Source organism: Pectobacterium sp. HCp5_1 (assembly GCF_032905925.1).
In the GTDB taxonomy this organism is placed as follows: domain Bacteria; phylum Pseudomonadota; class Gammaproteobacteria; order Enterobacterales; family Enterobacteriaceae; genus Pectobacterium; species Pectobacterium brasiliense_A.
In genome coordinates this window covers 269,977-287,741 of record NZ_JAUMIO010000003.1, presented here as the reverse complement: position 1 = coordinate 287,741, position 17,765 = coordinate 269,977, and the positions used below count along the sequence as shown (strand labels likewise).

Below are 17,765 nucleotides of genomic sequence, written 5' to 3'. Positions count from 1 at the left end.
AAGAGTCGTAACGGGATACCAGATCAAGAGCCTGTCCAATGTGCATAAAAAAATCCGGAAACGGGTGAGCATTTCCGGATTTTTACACAGCCACTGGATCGGTCAACCGATCCTTAACTGATCGGCATTAGCCATACATCAGCCGGTTTTTTCGTTTACGCCGCGATCCCTATGCTTTCCGCAGTTGGTTCAATATCCCTCAAAACGCCGACAGCATATCAATATGCGGAATGCCGTCTTCGTCATATTCCTCACCGGTCGCCACAAAGCCGAACGCGCCGTAGAACGTTTGCAAATGAGCCTGCGCAGACAGGAAAAGATGCTTTTGCGGCCAGTGGCGTGCGCAGGCAATCAGCGTGTGTTCCATCAACTGGTGCCCCAGATGTTGCCCGCGAGCATGCGGCGCGACAATCACGCGCCCAATCGTCACCACATCGTTGTTCGGATGGGGAGCAAGCAACCGAGCGCATGCGGCCAGCTTGCCGTCACGGTACGCCGTAATATGGCGATTGCCGTCCACCAGATCGCGGCCATCAATATCCAAATAGGGACAGGTTTGCTCGACCACGAATACCTGATTGCGCAGCGCCAATATGTCATGCAGTGAATACACGTTAAGGTCTGCCACATCCCAGTCATGCCATATCAGACTCATTGCTACCCTTCCTATTTCGTTTATTCCGCACCGGTGGAACGATCGCGGCGCTTAGCCAGAATCAACCATGCCCACAGCAGCGCTATCGCCAGCGCAAACAAGACGCCAAAGCCAATCCCGATGGTGATAACCGACACGCCCAGTTTCACCACCAGAGAATAAAGCCCCAGCATTAACAGCATAGCGCCGTTCTCACCCAAATTCTGTACGGCGATCGCATTACCCGCACCGACGCTAGCCTTCCCACGTTCCTGCAACAACGCATTCAGCGGGACGATGAAGAACCCACCGAGTGCCCCCAGCAGAATCAGCAAGGAATAGGCGCTCATGAGGTTGTGCTGAAGTGTAAAAATCACCACCACTACGCCGATCAGGGACCCGGCAGGCAGGCAGCGCCGCACGCTATCGAGTGTTACCAGCTTCGCAGCCGCACCGGCTCCCACCACGATGCCAACAGCGACCATCGCGTTAAGCAGCGTCGGTGTGGCATTGTCGGTAATCCCAAGCGCATGCGGCACCCACAGCACTAGCAGAAAGCGCAGCGTCACGCCTGCGCCCCAGAACATACTGGTGCCGATCAGCGAGAGTCGGGCATCGCCATCGCGCCACAGTACCCGACAGGCGGAAAAGAAGCTGCTCGCCATCTGCACCGGATGCCACGGCTGCCCCGGTCGCGCCGCGTTGAGACGAGGAATCAGCATGTTCGCACCCAGCGCTATGCCGTAAGCCACCGCACACACCGACAGCGCCCCGTAAATATTCCAGTCCGCCAGCACGCCGCCTGCAACTGAACCGGTCAGGATCGCCGCAATCGTCGAGGCTTCCATAAGACCATTCGCTTTGACCAACTGATCGCCGCGCGTGATCTCACCCAGAATGCCGTATTTCGCTGGGGAATAAGCCGCAGCGCCAATGCCCACCAGCATGTATCCCAGAAACGGATTGCCGCCCACGCAAATCAGCAGCGCGCCCGCCAGCTTCAGGGTATTGGCGAACATCATCACCTGCCCTTTGGAGAAGCTGTCCGCAATTTGCCCGACAAACGGTGCCAGAATGATGTACGCGGCGACAAACCCCATCTGCAAAAACGGCTGGCTCCAGTCGGGATACACCAGCTGTTTGATCAGCGCTAACGTGGCAAACAGCAGCGCGTTATCACCAAACGCGGAGAAGAACTGCGCGATAATCACCGCGCTCATACTGCGCGACAGCAAAGGCGTCGCGGGTTCAGTCTGTTGACTCATGCATTCGGCTCCGACGCGTTAGTTGCTGGTTCTTCGGCCATCTGGCGCAGCGTGACAAAGTCAGGCTTGCCGCTGCCGAGTAGCGGTAAGGCTTTCACATAGCGAATATCGCGCGGCACCGCCAGTTCCGGTACGCCGCTGCTGCGTGCCTGTGCAAGCAACGCGTCACGGGTTATCTGGTTGTCCGTCGTAAACAGCACCAGCGCTTCGCCTTTGCTGCTGTCACTTTTCGCACTGGCCGCATGCTGCGCTTCCGGCGATATCGTCACCGCCAGCTGTTCTACGCTTTCCAGCGACACCATCTCCCCTGCCAGCTTGGCAAAGCGCTTCACGCGGCCGATGATGGTGCAGAAGCCTCTTTCATCCAGTTCGACAATATCGCCCGTGTCATACCAGCCCTGTTGCAATTCGCCCTGCGCGTTTTCTGCCGCAGGCGCTTCAAGCACACCGGGGTTTTCCACTCGCAGATAGCCTTTCATGATATTCGGTCCGCGTAGTTGCAGGCGGCCACCGCGCGTGATGCCCGGCACCGTAATCAAACGCGATTCGATTTCCGGCAACAGCCTGCCGACGGAATGGATTTTTGTCGCCATCGGGACGTTGATCGCCACCACCGGCGCGCACTCGGTCACGCCGTAGCCTTCCAGAATGCGGATACCAAATTTATCCTGCCAAACCTGACGCGTGGTTTCAGACAGCTTTTCCGCTCCGGCAACCACATAGCGCAGACGAGCGAAATCATACGGATGGGCGAAGCGCGCGTAGTTGCCTAAGAACGTTGACGTCCCAAACAGCACGGTACAGTTCTGGTCATAAACCAGCTCCGGCACGATGCGATAGTGCAACGGGCTGGGGTAGAGGAACACGCGAGCGCCCGTCATCAGCGGCGTTAACAGCCCCACCGTCAGGCCAAACGCATGGAACAGCGGCAGCGCAGACATAAAGCGGTCACGCGCCGTGAAATCCGCCACCGTACGAATCTGCTCAACGTTCGCCAGCAGGCTGTCATGGGAATGCACGACGCCTTTCGGATTCCCCTCAGAGCCGGAGGTAAACAGCACGATAGCCGCATCGTCAGGCTTCTGCGGCAGCATCGCGCGAGCAGGAAACAGCAGATGAAACAGGATCCACAGCTTATCGGTCAGCGTCACGGTGTCTTTCAAATCTTCCAGATAGACCCAGTTGGCCTCGCTAACCTGCTTCGGTAGATCCGTTAGCTTGCCCTTTTCCAGAAACTGGCGAGACGTGACGATGGTTTTGATCCCCGCCGCTTTCATCGCGCTTTGTAGCCCTTTCGCGCCAGCGGTGTAGTTCAGCATGGCAGGAACTCGGTTACGCAGCGATGCGCCCAGGATGGATGCCGCGGTAATGGTCGCGTTGGGCAACAGCATGCCGACATGTTCATCGACGCGGGTGAAGCGCTGCAAAATACGCGACACGCCCAGCGATTTTTTCAATAAGCCCTGATAGCTGTCTTCATTGAATGAGATATCCGCAATGCTGGGGGAGGAGCGCCCGTAACGGGTTCTCGCGGCCAGAAAGGCCTGATACAGCGTGTGCTGCGGGCGCGTATCCATCCGCGCTTTCATCATAATCTGGTGTAAATGCTCACCGGCCAGCGCGCGGCGTTCTCTGGCACTGCTGGCTTCCGGCATCGGCAACGTGGTCGGCGGCAAATAGGTGATCGTAATCTGCGGGAGGCAGCGGCGTTTAAAGACGCCCGCCAGCCGACCAAATGGCGTGAACTCTGCGCCATCAATGCGCACGGGGATAATCGTTGCCCCCGATTTCGCCGCGACAAACGCCGCGCCGCTGTAAATCTTCATCAGCGATCCGGTTACGCTGATGCGCCCTTCTGGGAAAACCACGACGGGCTGGCCGCGTTCGATCACCTTGATCAGCCCTTTGATCGCCAGAGGCTTCGTGGGATCTAACGGCACAAAGTCGATATACGGCTTCAGCCAGCGCATAAACCAGCGGTCGGAAATGGAGGAGTACACGGCAAAGACGGGTTTTATCGGTAAGAATAACGCCAGCAAAACGCCATCAAGGAACGAGACGTGATTGGGGGTAATGAGCAATTTGGATTGCTGAAACTGGCTGCTGTCGCCCTCGATCCGGATGCGGTACAGACGCTGGAACACCCAACGTAACAGGGTATGAATCATGCCTTCTCCCAATAGACAGATAAACGGGCAGCTTGCTGAAACGCAAAAACCACCAGGCGATACGTCAAAATACTACATACATATCATACTTCAAGTGATGGGTACGCGGCTGAACGTGAAGATTGCCAACGGCACAGCATTCACATCGCATGAAAATGGCTGGAAATAACGAAAGCAGGAAATTCAGGCAAAAAAAAACCTACGCATCCGCGTAGGTTGGTGTAATCAAATGGTTTCAATGTACAGAGCACATTGATATATCACCAATCAATACCTCTGGGACTTGTAACTCTAAAGATCGCCGCATCGCTTCACCAGCGATGAATCGAAAGAGTTATTCTATAAGTGCAACCAACTGTAAGATTCTGGTGAATCATGTAAGGCCGCCGCCTTTTAGCGCGTTTTTCTAGCGTGATAGCGATTGGTGATACAGGCGCACGGCTTTATCTGGGTAGTCCAGCCCGTCGCCAATGTAACGCCAGCCGTGTTTTTCGTAATAACCGCTAAACGTGGCGAACAAATAGAGATCGTCAAAGCCTCGACGACGACAGAAATCCAGTACGTGCTGTTGCAGCGCCAGACCTAACCCTTTGTCACGCTGGCTTTCTTCCACGTACAGCGATGCCAGCCAGGGTGTCAGATCCTGTCGGCTGATTAAATCGCAGCGCCATAATCCCACCGTCCCGACTAAGCGCTCGCCTTCCAGCGCGATAAACGTCAGCGGCAGCGCCGCCGGGTTCAGGCTATTGCGCACTACGCTGGCAAAGAATTCACGGCTGTTCTGGCTGCCGAACGCCTGCCAAATCCAGTCAATCACCTGCTCTTGATGCTGAGGGTGATCCGCCAGATAAACAATTTTCACGCTAGATATGTCCGTCATGATTACACCAGTTTCCCCTGGAAGATCGGCACAGAATCAAACAAATAGCCGTCAAACTCCGGTGCATCGGCGTCAGAGATTTCCATCAACGTATTTTTGACGTTTTCGAGGTGCTGCCACATCGCCTGATAAGACCCAGACACGTCGCGACGCCGCAGTGCCGCCAAAATAGCCTGATGATCCGCCAGCCATTTCAGGCGATAGCCCTGCGTCCCAACGTGCGTATAAAGCTGCTGCCAAAGCGCGTTATCGTCACGGCACGCCCAGATATTGCTGACCGTTTCCAGCAGCATCTGGTTTTGCGTCGCGCCGGCAATTTGTAGATGGAACAGGCGATCGAAATCGCCACGGTAATCTTTTCCGGCAATCGCGGCCTGCTCTTGTTCCAGCGTCTTACGCAGATTTTCGATATCCGCCCGCGTTGCCATGCGCGCCGCAAACGCCGCGATGTTGCTTTCCAGCAGTTGGCGAGCCTGTAGCATTTCAAAGGCGCCGATATGGTTTTTGCCACCGTCTGTCGCATCGTCTTCATCGGGAATACGCAAGACATAAACCCCAGAGCCCTGACGAATATCGACCGTGCCTTCCAGTTCAAGCATCAGTAGCGCTTCGCGCACTATCGTCCGGCTAACGCCATAGGTTTCCGCAATATTTCGTTCAGGAGGAAGGCGCGATCCGACGGGGTAATCCCCTGACTGAATCTTCTGACGCAAATCACAGCCGATTTCCTGATATTGCTTCTTCTCTTGCAGAACCACATCCTTTGCCACGCTTTCACCCTACATGCACTGTCGCCCTAGGTGCGGACGTCAGGCCCGCACCGAATATACCCAGCCACGTACTGACGTCGCAGCGGGGCATTAGTCTACCAAACTCAGCGCCTGATCCAGTACTTTTGCGCCATTTAATGTGCCGTAGGCGACGGGGTCGATCACCGCGATAGGAATCTGGTAGCTGTCCGTCAGCTTTTTATTCTCGTTAAGTTTGAAGCGCACCTGCGGCCCCAGCAGAACCGCAATAATGTCGCCACCAAACTCCTGCAACTCATCCCGCAAGTTTTGTTCAGGGATCGCGTAGATCTTCAGTTCCATTCCCCGTGTTTCCGCTTCTTTCTCCATCTTGGTGACCACCAGTGAGGTCGACATTCCTGCCGAGCAGGCCAGTACGATTCTTTTCATATTCCGTTCCTCATTTTGGTTATCTGCACCTATTTCTCTTCATCATCCAGCGTCAATTCAAGTCGACGCGTGTCGTGTAGCTGACGAAACCAGGCGGCGGATTTTTTCGGCCGCCGTTGCCGATCCTGCTCCAGATCGATTTCGATCAATCCGTAGCGATTTTTAAACGCGTTCATCGGCGAGACATTGTCGGTAAAGGCCCACAGCATGTAGCCGCGGCAGTTTGCCCCCTCCTCCTTCGCCTTCAGCGTCCAGTAGAGATGTTCGGCAATAAATGCGATACGGTAATCGTCCTGAATCACGCCCGCGTCGTCTTTAAAGCGCGCCTCGTTCTCAATACCGATGCCGTTTTCCGCCACAAACCACGGCGCATTGCCGTAGTCGCGCTCTATTCGTTTTGCCATGTCGTAAATGATTTTGGGATTGATCTCCCAGCCGCGCGAGGTGTTCATGCGACGCCCCGGTAGCTCAAAATGCTCGTAATAATAGGCCGGATGGAACGGTGTCTCTTTGTTCCACTCGCGGCTGGGCGCTTTGACCCGATGCGGGTAATACAGGTTGATCCCTACCTCATCGACCGTATTGTCCCGAATGATCGCCAGCTCTTCTTCCGTGTAATCCCACTTCACCCGATGCTGCGCCAGCAGCGCCACCAGCTCCGCCGGATATTCGCCTTTTAACGCTGGATCGAGAAAAACCCGGTTATAGAACAGATCGTAAAGGTGCGCCGCTTTCACATCGTGCGCCGCACGGGATCGCGGATACGTGACTTCGGGATTGAGGATCACACCGATCGAGCCGCCATCCCGGTGATAGCCCTGCTGCCGAAACCGCTGCACCACTTTTGCCGTTGCCAGATTCTTATGGTGATTCCACTGCATCCAAGTGTGCGTGTTCTGCTCATAAGGGTAGCGTAGCGCGTCCAGATAAACGCGCGTCTGCACCACAATTGGCTCATTGAAGGTAAACCAGCGCTTCACTTTCCCGGCATAGCGGGCGAAAACCGCATCGGCGTACAGCACAAACCACTCCACCACCTGCTTGGATGACCAACCCTGATACTTCTCCAGCAGGCAGGCGGGCAGCTCGTAATGTTCAAGGCAGATCATCGGTTCGATCCCCTGCCGGTGCATTTCATCCAGCAGGTTATCGATATAGGCCGCGTACTCTTCATCGACGATGCCTTTCTCATAGTCCAGCATAAAGCGTGACCAGTTGATCGACGTACGATAGTGCGTCAGCCCTGCCAGCTTCATCAGCGCCACGTCTTCCCGATAGCGATTAAAGAAGTCCGTCGCTTTCGCCGGGCCGTAGCCGTTATGCCAAACCTGACGATCCTGCTTGTACCAGAGATCCAGATAGGAATCCTGCCCGGCTTTCTTGCCGCTCCAGCCTTCCGTTTGCCATGCCGATGCCGCCGCGCCCAGAATAAAATCCGGTGGAATAGTCAGTGCAACCTTACTCATGCATTACCTCTCTTCTCGTCCGTTTCAGGCTTTTTCCGCTGCGGCCTGCTTTTCTGCTTCCAACTGCGCCAGCTCGGCACGACGGGATGCCACTTTGACAAACGGCAGATAGATCAGCATCGCAACGATGATGCATACGATCTGTGTCGCGACGGCCCCCATCGATCCCGCCGTCGACAGCCAGGCGTTAATGATCGGCGGCGTTGTCCACGGCACCATCACCACGGCTTTGCCCGCAAACCCCATACTGGTGGCGAAATAACCAATCGTGCCCGTCACTAACGGTGTGATAATGAAGGGAATAGCCAGAATCGGGTTGAGCATAATCGGCATGCCAAAAATCACCGGCTCATTAATATTGAACACGCTGGGGCCGAAGGAGATTTTGGCGATCTCTTTCATCTCTTTGCGCTTGGAAGCAATCATCACCGCCAACAGCAGGCCAATCGTCAGGCCGGAACCGCCGATGCTCATGTACACATCCCAGAACGGCATGGTGATAATGTTCGGTATCTCATGCCCCTGCTCGAACGCGGTCATGTTGACGGCAATCGCCCCCAGCAATAGCGGTTCACGAATCGGCTTAATCATCTGGTTGCCATGAATCCCGATCACCCAGAACAGCTGAGCGACAAACATCAGAACCAGTAAACCAGGCAGGCTTTGCACCACGGATTCCAGCGGCTGCTGTACGACTTTATAAACGGCGTCATACAGATACATGCCCGTCACGCGGTGAAACACAAACCCAAAGGTGGCGATAGCAACCACCGTGATAATGGAAGGAAACAGCGCAGAAAAAGAGGCCGCGACGTTAGGCGGCACGCTGTCTGGCATTTTAATCTGCAGCCGATCGACATTTTGCAGCTTGGTGTACATCTCGACAGACAGGATGGCGATGAACATCCCCAGAAACAGGCTTTTGGTATCGGAGAACTGTTTCGCCAGCACGTCTTTCACCACCATCATCTGCCCGTTGACGGCCATTTCGATCGTGGTTGGCGTGACGGCAATAAAGCAGATCACCGCCAGCAGGCCGGGAAATAGCCCGCGTGAACCGTTAATCTTCCCAAGCTCGATCCCAATCAGGAAGACGGCACCGATAGTCAGAAAGCTGAGCGTGGCGTAGTTAATGCCACTCATAATCGGTTTAAGTTCAGCCAGAAACGAGAACATGGAAAAACTGGCCAGACCATTTTTCGGATCCATCACCATGTTGGAAATCAGAACGGAAAACGCCCCGACGATAATGACGGGCATCAGCGTAATAAAGGATGCCTTAATCGCCATAATGTAACGCAGACTGTTAAATTTATTGGCAAAGGAGCCCAATGAATCAATCAGTTGGTCCTTAAATGACATAACACCACCTCTTTCATCATCATATTGTTATATCGCGTGTGACACGCGGGATGGCCGTTACGCGCAGGGTAAATGCAGGTACCGCGCTTTCGCGTTTGGCATACCAAAAATCAACCATAATGAATTATTTTTCTGTGACATGACTCTCACAAGGCAATATTGGAATTCCAATATGATGAAAATGTGATTTTTGGCATACCATAAATTCTCAACCAATATGGGCTGCTTTCCTGACCGTAATAAGGAAACCGACGATGAAAGACACAGAAAACGTTCCTGCATTCGATATGGAACAAACCGTGATGGAACTGCTGATTAATGCGGGTGAAGCGCGCTCAAACGCCATGATGGCTATTCAGGCCGCGCGCCAACGGGAGTGGCAACAGGCTGACGACCTACTCTCGGCGTCACAAGAAGCGGCGCGTGCGGCTCACCGCGTTCAAACACGGCTGATCGGTCTGGACGAAGGGGAAGGCAAGGTGCCCGTCAACCTGATCATGGTACATGCACAGGATCATCTGATGACCGCCATGCTATGCCGGGATTTAGCGGAAGAGATTGTCTTGTTACGCCGTGAAATGGCTGCATCACAAAATTGACAAAAATCTGGTTGAGAAACGAACATCAGGCGTTAAATCCAACAATATGCCTGTGGTAATATGTCGCATGATGTTCGTAACAGGGATGAATCGGCGTTTTTAGCCCGTCATCATACTCAATTAAGGTGCAGCGATGAAAACCATGCTTGAGGTGGCAAGACGTGCAGGAGTGTCTAAAGCGACCGTCTCCAGAGTGCTAAACGGCACGGGTCAGGTCAAACAGGCAACACGCGATGCCGTATTTCAGGCAATGGAGGAGCTAGGCTACCGTCCTAACTTTCTGGCGCGTTCGCTGGCTCGCCGTACCTCAAACAGCATTGGTCTTGTTATTTCCAATTTTAACGGCCCCTATTTTGGTCGCCTACTGCGCCGTGCTACGGATATCGCAGAGAGCAACGGTAAACACCTGATCGTCACCGACGGGCACGATACGCCGGAAGATGAGCAGCGCGCGGTGCAACTACTGTCAGACAGGCAGTGTGACGCCATTATTCTCTATACCCGCTATATGTCCGAATCGGACCTCATGACGCTGCTCGACACGCTGACCATTCCGATGATCGTGATGAATCGCGATCTGCCGCAGGCGCGAGAGCGCTGCATTTTCTTCCGCCAGCAGCAGGCCGCGTTTGACGTGGTGAATTATCTGATCGAACAGGGCCACCGCGAGATCGCCTTTATCACCGCCCCCATGCAAACACCGACGGCGCAGGCACGGCTCGCAGGCTATCAGCAGGCATTAACCGCTCACCAGATCGCACTTGAACCGCGTCGGGTGGCATATGGCACCAGTATGGTCGCCAGCGGCTATCAGGCTGCACGCCAGTTGCTGAATAGCGGCATCAGTTTTAGCGCGCTGTTTGTCAGCAACGATCACATGGCGATTGGCGCGATGAAAGCACTGTACGAGGCAGGGAAAAAATTACCGCAGGATGTCTCCGTCTTCGGCTTTGACGACGAGCCCTGCGCCACTTACCTGCACCCTTCGCTTTCCACCGTCTACATGCCGATTGAAGAGATGGCCGCTACCGCGATTACGCAAGTGCTGGATCTGATCGCGGGTAAGGACGTCAACCCGCTACAGCCCTTCACCGGCGAACTAAAAATCCGCGAGTCGGTACAGAAAGGGCCGTATTACACAGCGTAAAACTCACAGTAAAACCGCTCCCCGGGCAGTTGCCTGCACGGGGCTCTCTTCTTTAGCCATGCTCAATCAACATCACCGCACTCGTATTCGCTTCCAGCGCATCAAACAGATGCGGGACATCAGCGGAGTAGCTAATGTAATCCCCTGCGCTCAGTTCAACGGGCTGTGTGGCAGGCCCAATTCTGGCGCGACCGCTGCTCAGGATCACGTGTTCAATCGTCCCCGGCCTATGCGGTTGAGAGACTCTGGCTTCCCCCGGCTGCACTTTCAGCCGATAAATATCACGCTGCGCGCCTGCCGGGCACGCGGCCAGCAGTGTCGCAGCATAATTCGCCTGCTCGGAGTAGGTTGCTGCGCCTTCGTTAGCCCGAATCACCTGCACATGCTGGCGAGGCTGTCCAATCAGTTGGCTAACCTGTACATCAAGCGCCATCGCCAGTGCCCAGAGCGTTTCCAGACTCGGGTTGCCGATCCCGGTTTCCAGCTGTGAAAGCGTTGATTTTGCCAACCCTGCGCGCTTTGCCAGTTCAGTCACTGAGAGATTTAACCGCTCTCGTTCACGCCGAATAGAAACGGCCAGCCGTGCGATGGGCGTAATCTCCTGCGCTCCCTTTTCCTGATTATCGATCGTCATATCGTTCACCATAACGTCCATTTGTTCGACTTGACGAACAAATGGTTTGTGTTCATTATTTTGTCCTGTTGTTCATTATAAAAAATTTTGTTCGCTATAGCAGCAATCTCGACACACTAACAGGCAGGAAAAAAGATGGCACCTCAGACTCGCGGCACGATAGAAATGGCTATCGCGATGATCATTTCCGGCACCGTCGGCTGGTTCGTTTTGACAGCGGGACAGCCAGCCATGACGGTGGTCTTCTGGCGCTGTGCATTCGGCGCATTGACGATGCTCATCGTCTGCGGATTATTGGGCCTGTTGCGACGGGGCATCATTAGCAGGAAGCAGGCTGGCATTGCCGTACTCGGCGGCCTGGCACTGGTATTCAACTGGACGCTGCTATTTGGCGCTTATGCACACGCGTCTATCGCCGTCGCCACTGTGGTTTACCACACGCAGCCCTTTATGCTGCTGGGGCTAGGCGCGATCTTTTTCAGGGAAACGCTCACCCTCAACAAAATCGGCTGGCTGCTGTGCGCCTTTAGCGGCATCGTCCTGATCGTCAGCGCCCAAGCGGGGACCGACAGCAACGACAAAAGCTATCTGTCAGGCGTGCTGATGGCATTGGGTGCGGCATTCTTCTACGCCGTGGCGGCCGCGATAACGAAAAAACTGTCCGGGATCCCGCCGCACGTGCTCGTGCTGATACAGCTGCTCGTTGGCGTCGTCATCCTTGCGCCCTTCGCGGCAATGCCGGTTTCCCCTACGGCTTCACAGTGGGGAATGCTTGTGACTATCGGCGTGATCCATACCGGGCTGATGTCGACGCTGTTATACAGCGCGATCCAGAAGATCCCGACCGCGCTGGTTGGCGCGTTATCGTTTATCTATCCCGTTATCGCCGCGCTGGTAGACTGGGCGGCTTTTGGGCATCGGCTGGATGCGATGCAGCTTGCCGGGGCTATCGCGATTTTGCTATCCGCCGCTGGAATGACGTTTGGCTGGCGTATCACATTCAGCAGGCAAGGGGCTCGCCTGCGTCATGTGCAACGTTCAGGGGAAAAGCAGGCCGCCCCGCCTCAGACACGGCCAAATCATGGTGATTAAAGTGCTTCCAGCGCCAGCAGTTCGTCCAGCGTCTGGCGACGGCGAATCAGGCGCGGTTCACCGTTTTCGAACAGCACTTCCGGCAACAGCGGACGGCTGTTGTAGTTCGAGGACATCGATGCGCCGTACGCACCGGTATCATGGAAGACCAGATAGTCGCCAACCTGTGCATCCGGCAGCGCGAACGTTTCTACGCCGCCGCCGGCCTGCTGGGTAAACACATCGCCGGATTCACACAGCGGCCCGGCAATCACGCTGTCGCGCAACGTGGACTGGCTGATATCGCGGCCATCGCCCGGCAGCAAAGAAACGTGGTGATAGCTGCCGTACATCGCCGGACGCATCAGATCGTTAAACCCGGCATCAACCAGCACAAAGTGGCGACTCCCCATAGATTTTATCGCCCGCACTTCCGCCACCAGCACGCCGGATTCCGCGACCAGAAAACGTCCTGGCTCGATTTCCAACGTCACCGGATGACCGAGATGCGCGGCAATTTTCTCACGCGCCGCGTTCCACAGCCCGTAATAGTGTTCGGTATCAATCGCTTCTTCGCCGTGGCGATAGGGAATCGACAGACCGCCACCCGCTGAAATTGCCTCGATATCCTGACCCAGTTCAACGACCTGCTGCACCATCGCCTCGCACACCTGTTCCAGATGGCCGTAATCGACGCCGGAACCAATGTGCATGTGGATTCCCACCAGCTTCAGCTGATAGCGCTGAATGTGCGCCAGCGCCAGCGGTAAGTCACCGTACCAGATGCCGTGCTTGCTGTTCTCGCCGCCAGTGTTGGTTTTCTGGCTGTGACCATGACCAAAGCCCGGATTCACACGCAGCCACACCGGATGCCCCGGCGACTGCTGCCCAAGCTGTTCCAGCATATCGACCGAACCGGCGTTCACCGGAATGTTCAGTTCGGAAACGCGTTGTAGCGTCGGGCGATCCAGCAGATCGGCAGTAAACACGATCTCATGCGCGTCGGTGCCCGGCACAAAGCCTGCAATCAGCGCCCGCTCGATCTCACCCAGCGATACCGAATCTACTTTCACACCCTGCTCACGCATCAGGCGCAAAATGTGCGTGTTGGAACACGCCTTCTGCGCGAAGCGGATTGTGTCGAACTGACGCAGTTGGGCGATGCGGTTAACGATGGTCTGCGCGTCATAGGCCCAAACCGGGCAACCAAAGCGGGCAGGCAGTTCACGCAGACTTTGCGCGTTCAGGGCGTGTGTTACGTCATTCAGATCGTGTGGCATAAATAATTACCAATTACCCATAAATGCATTAAAAGTTACCAAAAGTGGTTGAATTAACTATACGGCGTTACCATTCTGGTAAACAAATATCGTTTTACGCAGACTCTATTCATTTTTGATATGGGTAGAAGGAAAACATTATGACAATATCCTTACGGCACATCGAAATTTTCCACGCAGTCATGACGACCGGGAATCTGACGGAAGCAGCGGACCTGCTGAACACGTCGCAGCCGACCGTCAGCCGCGAGCTGGCACGCTTTGAGAAGTTGATTCAGATGACGCTGTTCGAGCGACTGCGCGGCCGACTTTACCCCACCGCGCAGGGGCTACAGCTGTTTGAAGAAGTGCAGCGCTCGTATTATGGACTGGATCGGATCATCAACGCCGCCAGCGATATTCGCCGTTTTCAGCAGGCGCAGCTTTCCATTGCCTGTCTGCCCGTGTTCTCACAGTCGCTGTTGCCCGACGTCTGCAAGCCGCTACTGGCGCGCTATCCGCTGCTTAATCTGCACATCATTCCGCAAGAGTCGCCGCTGCTGGAAGAGTGGCTGTCTGCCCAGCGCCACGATTTGGGCTTAACGGAAAACAGCCTCACGCCAGCGGGTACAGAACGGCAAACGCTGATGTTACTCAATGAAGTGTGCGTGCTGCCTGCTGGGCATCCATTGGCGCAAAAAGCGGTGCTCACGCCGCAGGATTTTGCCGATGAGCCCTTTATCAGCCTGTCGAGCGCCGACAGCTATCGCCAATTACTGGATAAGCTGTTTCAGGAACAGGGCGTGTCGCGCCGGATGGTGCTGGAAACGCACAGCGCGGCATCGGTGTGTGCGATGGTGCGGGCGGGCATCGGGCTGTCGATCGTTAACCCGCTCACCGCGTTGGATTATGCCGCTTCCGGCGTCGTCGTGCGGCCTTTCAGCATCGACGTGCCCTTTACGGTCAGCCTGATTCGTCCACTGCACCGCCCTGCTTCGGCGCTGGTCGATACCGTGATTGATCAACTCAAGCAGTATGCCGCCGATGTGCCTTCACGTCTGGAGCAGGTCTTGCAGCGCTAATAACTTGATTCGCTTGTGATTAGCGCCGTCACATCGCCGATGGCTGTGCCAGCGCCCGCCAGCGAGGATCGTGAGCAAACCAGTCCACCAGAAAATCCAACAGGGTACGCAACGCAGCAGGCATCTGGCGGCGCGAGGTGTAAATACCGTAAATCCCCATCGCCTGCGGGCGGTATTCCGGCAACAGCGCCACTAATTGTCCACTAGCGAGATAAGGTGCCACAGAATAGCGCGGTTGCAGCGCGATCCCCGCACCTTCCAGCGCCCCCGCCAGCAGCACCAGCGACTCGTTGCCGCTCAGGTTACCGCTAACGGGAATCGTAAACTTTTCATCACCGCGGGAAAAATGCCACAGACTTTTACCGAAATAGGTGTAGGTCAGGCAGTTATGAATCGAGAGATCGGTCAGCTGTCGTGGAATACCATGCTCATTCAGATAAGAAGGCGATGCACACAGCACCGATTCACAGCGTGAAAGCGGTCGGGCAATCAGATTGGGATCCAGTTCGTTGGTGATGCGCAGCGCCAGATCGATACGCTCCTCGACCAGATTCACCGTTCGGTTATTCATTTGCAGATCGATAGCAACGCGAGGATGTCGCCGCAGGAAAGTCGTTATCGCCATACCGAGCGCCCCCTGCGCCAGCGATTGCGAACAGCTGACGCGCAGCAAACCGCTTAACGTGGCATCGTCGGTGTCGGCTTCGACGCGCATATCCGCCGTCAGCGCCAGCATCTCCCGGCAGCGCACCAGCGTTTTTTCACCCGCATCCGTCAGGCTCAGCTTGCGCGTGGTGCGGTGCAATAGCCGCGCCCCTGCCCACGTTTCCATCTCCGCCAGATATCGCGTCACCATCGCCCGGGACATGTCCAGCGTCTCTGCCGCCGCGATCATGCTACCGCGGTCTATAATCGTTACAAACACTTCAGCAGCCGTAATACGATCCATAAATTAGTCCGTTTTATGCAACAAACAATTGCCCGTTTTGCGGTTTTTCGTACGATTAATGCAACATAACATGAACCCACTTTCTGTCATACCTGTGGAGTATCACCATGTCTAAATCTATCGCTTTTACCGTGTCTTTACTTGCTGCATCACTGGGTCTGGCTTCTGCGGCTAACGCCGCCGAGTTAAAAATCGACGTGTTTAATCCGGGTGAAGCCAGCATATTCCCCGTTTCTTCTGAAATTATCAGCGGCGATAAAGAAGTCGCGCTGATCGATGCGCAGTTCCAGCGTAACGATGCCCAAACGCTGGTTGATCGCATCAAAGCCACCGGAAAAAAACTGACCACCGTCTATATCAGCCATTCTGACCCTGACTACTATTTCGGTCTGGACGTCATTAAAGCCGCCTTCCCGGACGCTAAAATTATTGCGACTCAGGCGACCATCGATGCGATCAACGCCAGCAAAGACGGCAAAGTGGCGCATTGGGGCCCGCTTCTGAAAGAAAACGCGCCGAAGGAGATCGTGGTTCCTCAGGCACTGGAAGGCGATAGCTTTACCGTTGATGGCAAAAAACTGGAAGTGAAAGGACTGAAAGGGCCAACGCCGGATCGCACCTTCGTCTGGATCCCTTCGCTGAAAGCCGTGGTCGGCGGTATTCCGGTATCTGCCAACATCCACGTCTGGCTTGCCGATACCCAAACGCCAGAATCTCGCGTTCACTGGCGTGACACGCTGAAATCCATTGAAGCGCTGAAGCCCACCACCGTCGTGCCAGGTCACTTTATCGCGCCAACGGATTACACCTTGAAAAACGTGACGTTTACACTGCAATATCTGGATACGGTGGAAAAAGAGCTGGCAAAAAGCAAAGATTCTGCCGAACTGATCGCAGCAATGAAAAAACACTACCCGACGCTGAAAGAAGAATCGGGTCTTGAACTGAGCGCCAAAGTCCTGAAAGGTGAAATGAAGTGGCCACAGTAAGACTGCATTATATTTACGATCCGTTGTGCGGCTGGTGCTACGGTGCCGCCCCACTCGCGCTGGCAGCGCAGGAGATTGATGGGCTGGATCTGATCCTCCACGGCGGCGGTATGATGACAGGCAGCAATAGCCGTACCATCACCTCGGAGTGGCACGATTACGTGATCCCCCACGATCGCCGCATTGCACAAATGACCGGGCAAACCTTCGGGGAAGCGTATTACGAAGGGCTGCTGCGCGACACCAGCGTCGTGCTGGATTCTGCGCCACCGACGGCTGCCGTACTCGCCGCGGAAGCGATGGATGATAAAGGCATAGTGATGTTGCACGAGATCGAGCGTGCGCACTATGTTTCCGGACTAAAAATCGTCGACGCCGCCGTGCTGCGTCAGTGCGCGGAAGCAATCGGTCTGGATGGCGAGGCTTTCAGCACCGAGTTCGCCTTTATCCAGGCAGAAACGCTGTCAAAACACATCAGCGCTAGCCGGGAATTACTGGCGAAAGTGCGTGGACAAGGCTTCCCCACTTTTGCGCTGGAAGACGCCAACGGGAATTTCCAGCAAATCCCGGCGGCAAACTACCTCGGTCAGGTAGACGCATGGCGCAAGGTGCTGACACAGATGGTCAACCACGCAACCGCATAAGCATCCGCATCAACCTTCATTAAGGGAGCACGCCAACGGCCTGCCCCCTTTTTCTTTTAATAACCGCCAAGACGTGAATCTGCAGCTCTCAAACCACACCTGGAACCATCAGCTGCAATATCGTACTCATGGCGACACCTTCCTGGGTAGTCATTCTTTGAATCCTCATCATCGGATTCAGCAGCGACGAATGCACTCAAAATGAGTAGTGGTACACCAACAATGAGTCCTGTTGTTCTCCAAAAACTAATTTTTTCACTTCCATCGGCATTATGGATAATCTGCCCTTGATCGTCACGCGCAGCACAACCTGTCATTAATAGGCATAAAGCTATTATCAGTATTTTTTTCATAATTTTTAGTTAGAGAAGAACCTCGTGGCAGATTAAAGAACACTCAAAAAAAGACTATTGATAATGATCATGATTTTTTGAAAAA

Annotated in this window: 18 protein-coding genes; 6 read left to right on the top strand and 12 right to left on the bottom strand. The window is 54.9% G+C overall.

The genetic code is table 11. The features are described from left to right. Window positions 1-199: 199 nt before the first annotated feature. From Q3A88_RS04105 to Q3A88_RS04070, 8 genes are all read right to left on the bottom strand, one after another. Window positions 200-655, bottom strand: a complete 456-nt coding sequence (locus Q3A88_RS04105; RefSeq protein ID WP_014916544.1) for a GNAT family N-acetyltransferase — start codon at window positions 653-655, stop codon at window positions 200-202. Between the two features lie 20 nt (window positions 656-675). Continuing rightward, window positions 676-1,899: a lysophospholipid transporter LplT gene (gene lplT / locus Q3A88_RS04100; RefSeq protein ID WP_317177449.1), complete on the bottom strand. Its 1,224-nt coding sequence runs from the start codon at window positions 1,897-1,899 to the stop codon at window positions 676-678. Then, window positions 1,896-4,067 carry a bifunctional acyl-ACP--phospholipid O-acyltransferase/long-chain-fatty-acid--ACP ligase gene (aas, locus tag Q3A88_RS04095; RefSeq protein ID WP_317177448.1) on the bottom strand — a complete coding sequence of 724 codons (2,172 nt, stop codon included), beginning with the start codon at window positions 4,065-4,067 and terminating at the stop codon, window positions 1,896-1,898. The genes lplT and aas overlap by 4 nt, the downstream gene beginning before the upstream one ends. A gap of 406 nt (window positions 4,068-4,473) precedes the next feature. After that, window positions 4,474-4,947, bottom strand: a complete 474-nt coding sequence (locus Q3A88_RS04090; RefSeq protein ID WP_110162461.1) for a GNAT family N-acetyltransferase — start codon at window positions 4,945-4,947, stop codon at window positions 4,474-4,476. A 2-nt stretch (window positions 4,948-4,949) separates the two neighbouring features. Beyond that, the gene (locus Q3A88_RS04085) at window positions 4,950-5,717 is read right to left on the bottom strand and encodes an FCD domain-containing protein (protein WP_317177447.1); all 768 of its coding nucleotides are present in this window, start codon (window positions 5,715-5,717) and stop codon (window positions 4,950-4,952) included. 90 nt (window positions 5,718-5,807) lie between these two features. Next, window positions 5,808-6,125, bottom strand: coding sequence for a PTS sugar transporter subunit IIB (locus Q3A88_RS04080; RefSeq protein WP_014916549.1), 318 nt, complete (start codon window positions 6,123-6,125; stop codon window positions 5,808-5,810). A gap of 29 nt (window positions 6,126-6,154) precedes the next feature. Beyond that, complete coding sequence (locus tag Q3A88_RS04075) at window positions 6,155-7,591, bottom strand: glycoside hydrolase family 1 protein (protein ID WP_317177446.1); 1,437 nt, start codon at window positions 7,589-7,591, stop codon at window positions 6,155-6,157. A 24-nt stretch (window positions 7,592-7,615) separates the two neighbouring features. Beyond that, window positions 7,616-8,953: a PTS sugar transporter subunit IIC gene (locus tag Q3A88_RS04070; protein ID WP_010279159.1), complete on the bottom strand. Its 1,338-nt coding sequence runs from the start codon at window positions 8,951-8,953 to the stop codon at window positions 7,616-7,618. A 254-nt stretch (window positions 8,954-9,207) separates the two neighbouring features. Between Q3A88_RS04070 and Q3A88_RS04065 the strand changes: the two genes are divergently transcribed. Together Q3A88_RS04065 and Q3A88_RS04060 are read left to right on the top strand one after the other, a co-directional pair. After that, window positions 9,208-9,552 carry a PTS lactose/cellobiose transporter subunit IIA gene (locus Q3A88_RS04065; RefSeq protein ID WP_110162459.1) on the top strand — a complete coding sequence of 115 codons (345 nt, stop codon included), beginning with the start codon at window positions 9,208-9,210 and terminating at the stop codon, window positions 9,550-9,552. Window positions 9,553-9,685: 133 nt separating this feature from the next. Beyond that, window positions 9,686-10,699, top strand: a complete 1,014-nt coding sequence (locus Q3A88_RS04060; RefSeq protein WP_039502062.1) for a LacI family DNA-binding transcriptional regulator — start codon at window positions 9,686-9,688, stop codon at window positions 10,697-10,699. Window positions 10,700-10,751: 52 nt separating this feature from the next. On the opposite strand, the gene Q3A88_RS04055 is transcribed toward Q3A88_RS04060, so the two are convergent. Beyond that, window positions 10,752-11,345 (bottom strand): XRE family transcriptional regulator, encoded by a 594-nt coding sequence (locus Q3A88_RS04055; RefSeq protein ID WP_317177445.1) that lies wholly within the window; start codon window positions 11,343-11,345, stop codon window positions 10,752-10,754. A 123-nt stretch (window positions 11,346-11,468) separates the two neighbouring features. Between Q3A88_RS04055 and Q3A88_RS04050 the strand changes: the two genes are divergently transcribed. After that, window positions 11,469-12,425 (top strand): DMT family transporter, encoded by a 957-nt coding sequence (locus tag Q3A88_RS04050; protein ID WP_317177444.1) that lies wholly within the window; start codon window positions 11,469-11,471, stop codon window positions 12,423-12,425. Here the strand turns inward: Q3A88_RS04050 and lysA are convergent. Beyond that, window positions 12,422-13,684 (bottom strand): diaminopimelate decarboxylase, encoded by a 1,263-nt coding sequence (gene lysA / locus Q3A88_RS04045; protein ID WP_010279173.1) that lies wholly within the window; start codon window positions 13,682-13,684, stop codon window positions 12,422-12,424. The two genes, Q3A88_RS04050 and lysA, sit on opposite strands and share 4 nt — an antisense overlap. 137 nt (window positions 13,685-13,821) lie before the next feature. Between lysA and Q3A88_RS04040 the strand changes: the two genes are divergently transcribed. Further along, window positions 13,822-14,745 carry a LysR family transcriptional regulator gene (locus tag Q3A88_RS04040; protein WP_205533591.1) on the top strand — a complete coding sequence of 308 codons (924 nt, stop codon included), beginning with the start codon at window positions 13,822-13,824 and terminating at the stop codon, window positions 14,743-14,745. A gap of 28 nt (window positions 14,746-14,773) precedes the next feature. Here the strand turns inward: Q3A88_RS04040 and Q3A88_RS04035 are convergent, their stop codons facing one another. Further along, entirely contained in the window at window positions 14,774-15,694 is a 921-nt protein-coding gene (locus Q3A88_RS04035; protein WP_039497809.1) for a LysR family transcriptional regulator, read from the bottom strand. A 107-nt stretch (window positions 15,695-15,801) separates the two neighbouring features. On the opposite strand from Q3A88_RS04035, the gene Q3A88_RS04030 reads away from it, so the two are divergent. Both Q3A88_RS04030 and Q3A88_RS04025 read left to right on the top strand, forming a co-directional pair. Continuing rightward, window positions 15,802-16,683, top strand: coding sequence for an MBL fold metallo-hydrolase (locus Q3A88_RS04030; RefSeq protein WP_010279183.1), 882 nt, complete (start codon window positions 15,802-15,804; stop codon window positions 16,681-16,683). Further along, on the top strand, window positions 16,671-17,327 hold the full coding sequence (locus Q3A88_RS04025; RefSeq protein ID WP_317177443.1) for a DsbA family protein: 657 nt from the start codon (window positions 16,671-16,673) through the stop codon (window positions 17,325-17,327). The genes Q3A88_RS04030 and Q3A88_RS04025 overlap by 13 nt, the downstream gene beginning before the upstream one ends. A gap of 56 nt (window positions 17,328-17,383) precedes the next feature. On the opposite strand, the gene Q3A88_RS04020 is transcribed toward Q3A88_RS04025, so the two are convergent. Continuing rightward, the gene (locus Q3A88_RS04020) at window positions 17,384-17,680 is read right to left on the bottom strand and encodes a hypothetical protein (protein ID WP_117588417.1); all 297 of its coding nucleotides are present in this window, start codon (window positions 17,678-17,680) and stop codon (window positions 17,384-17,386) included. Between the last annotated feature and the right edge of the window lie 85 nt (window positions 17,681-17,765).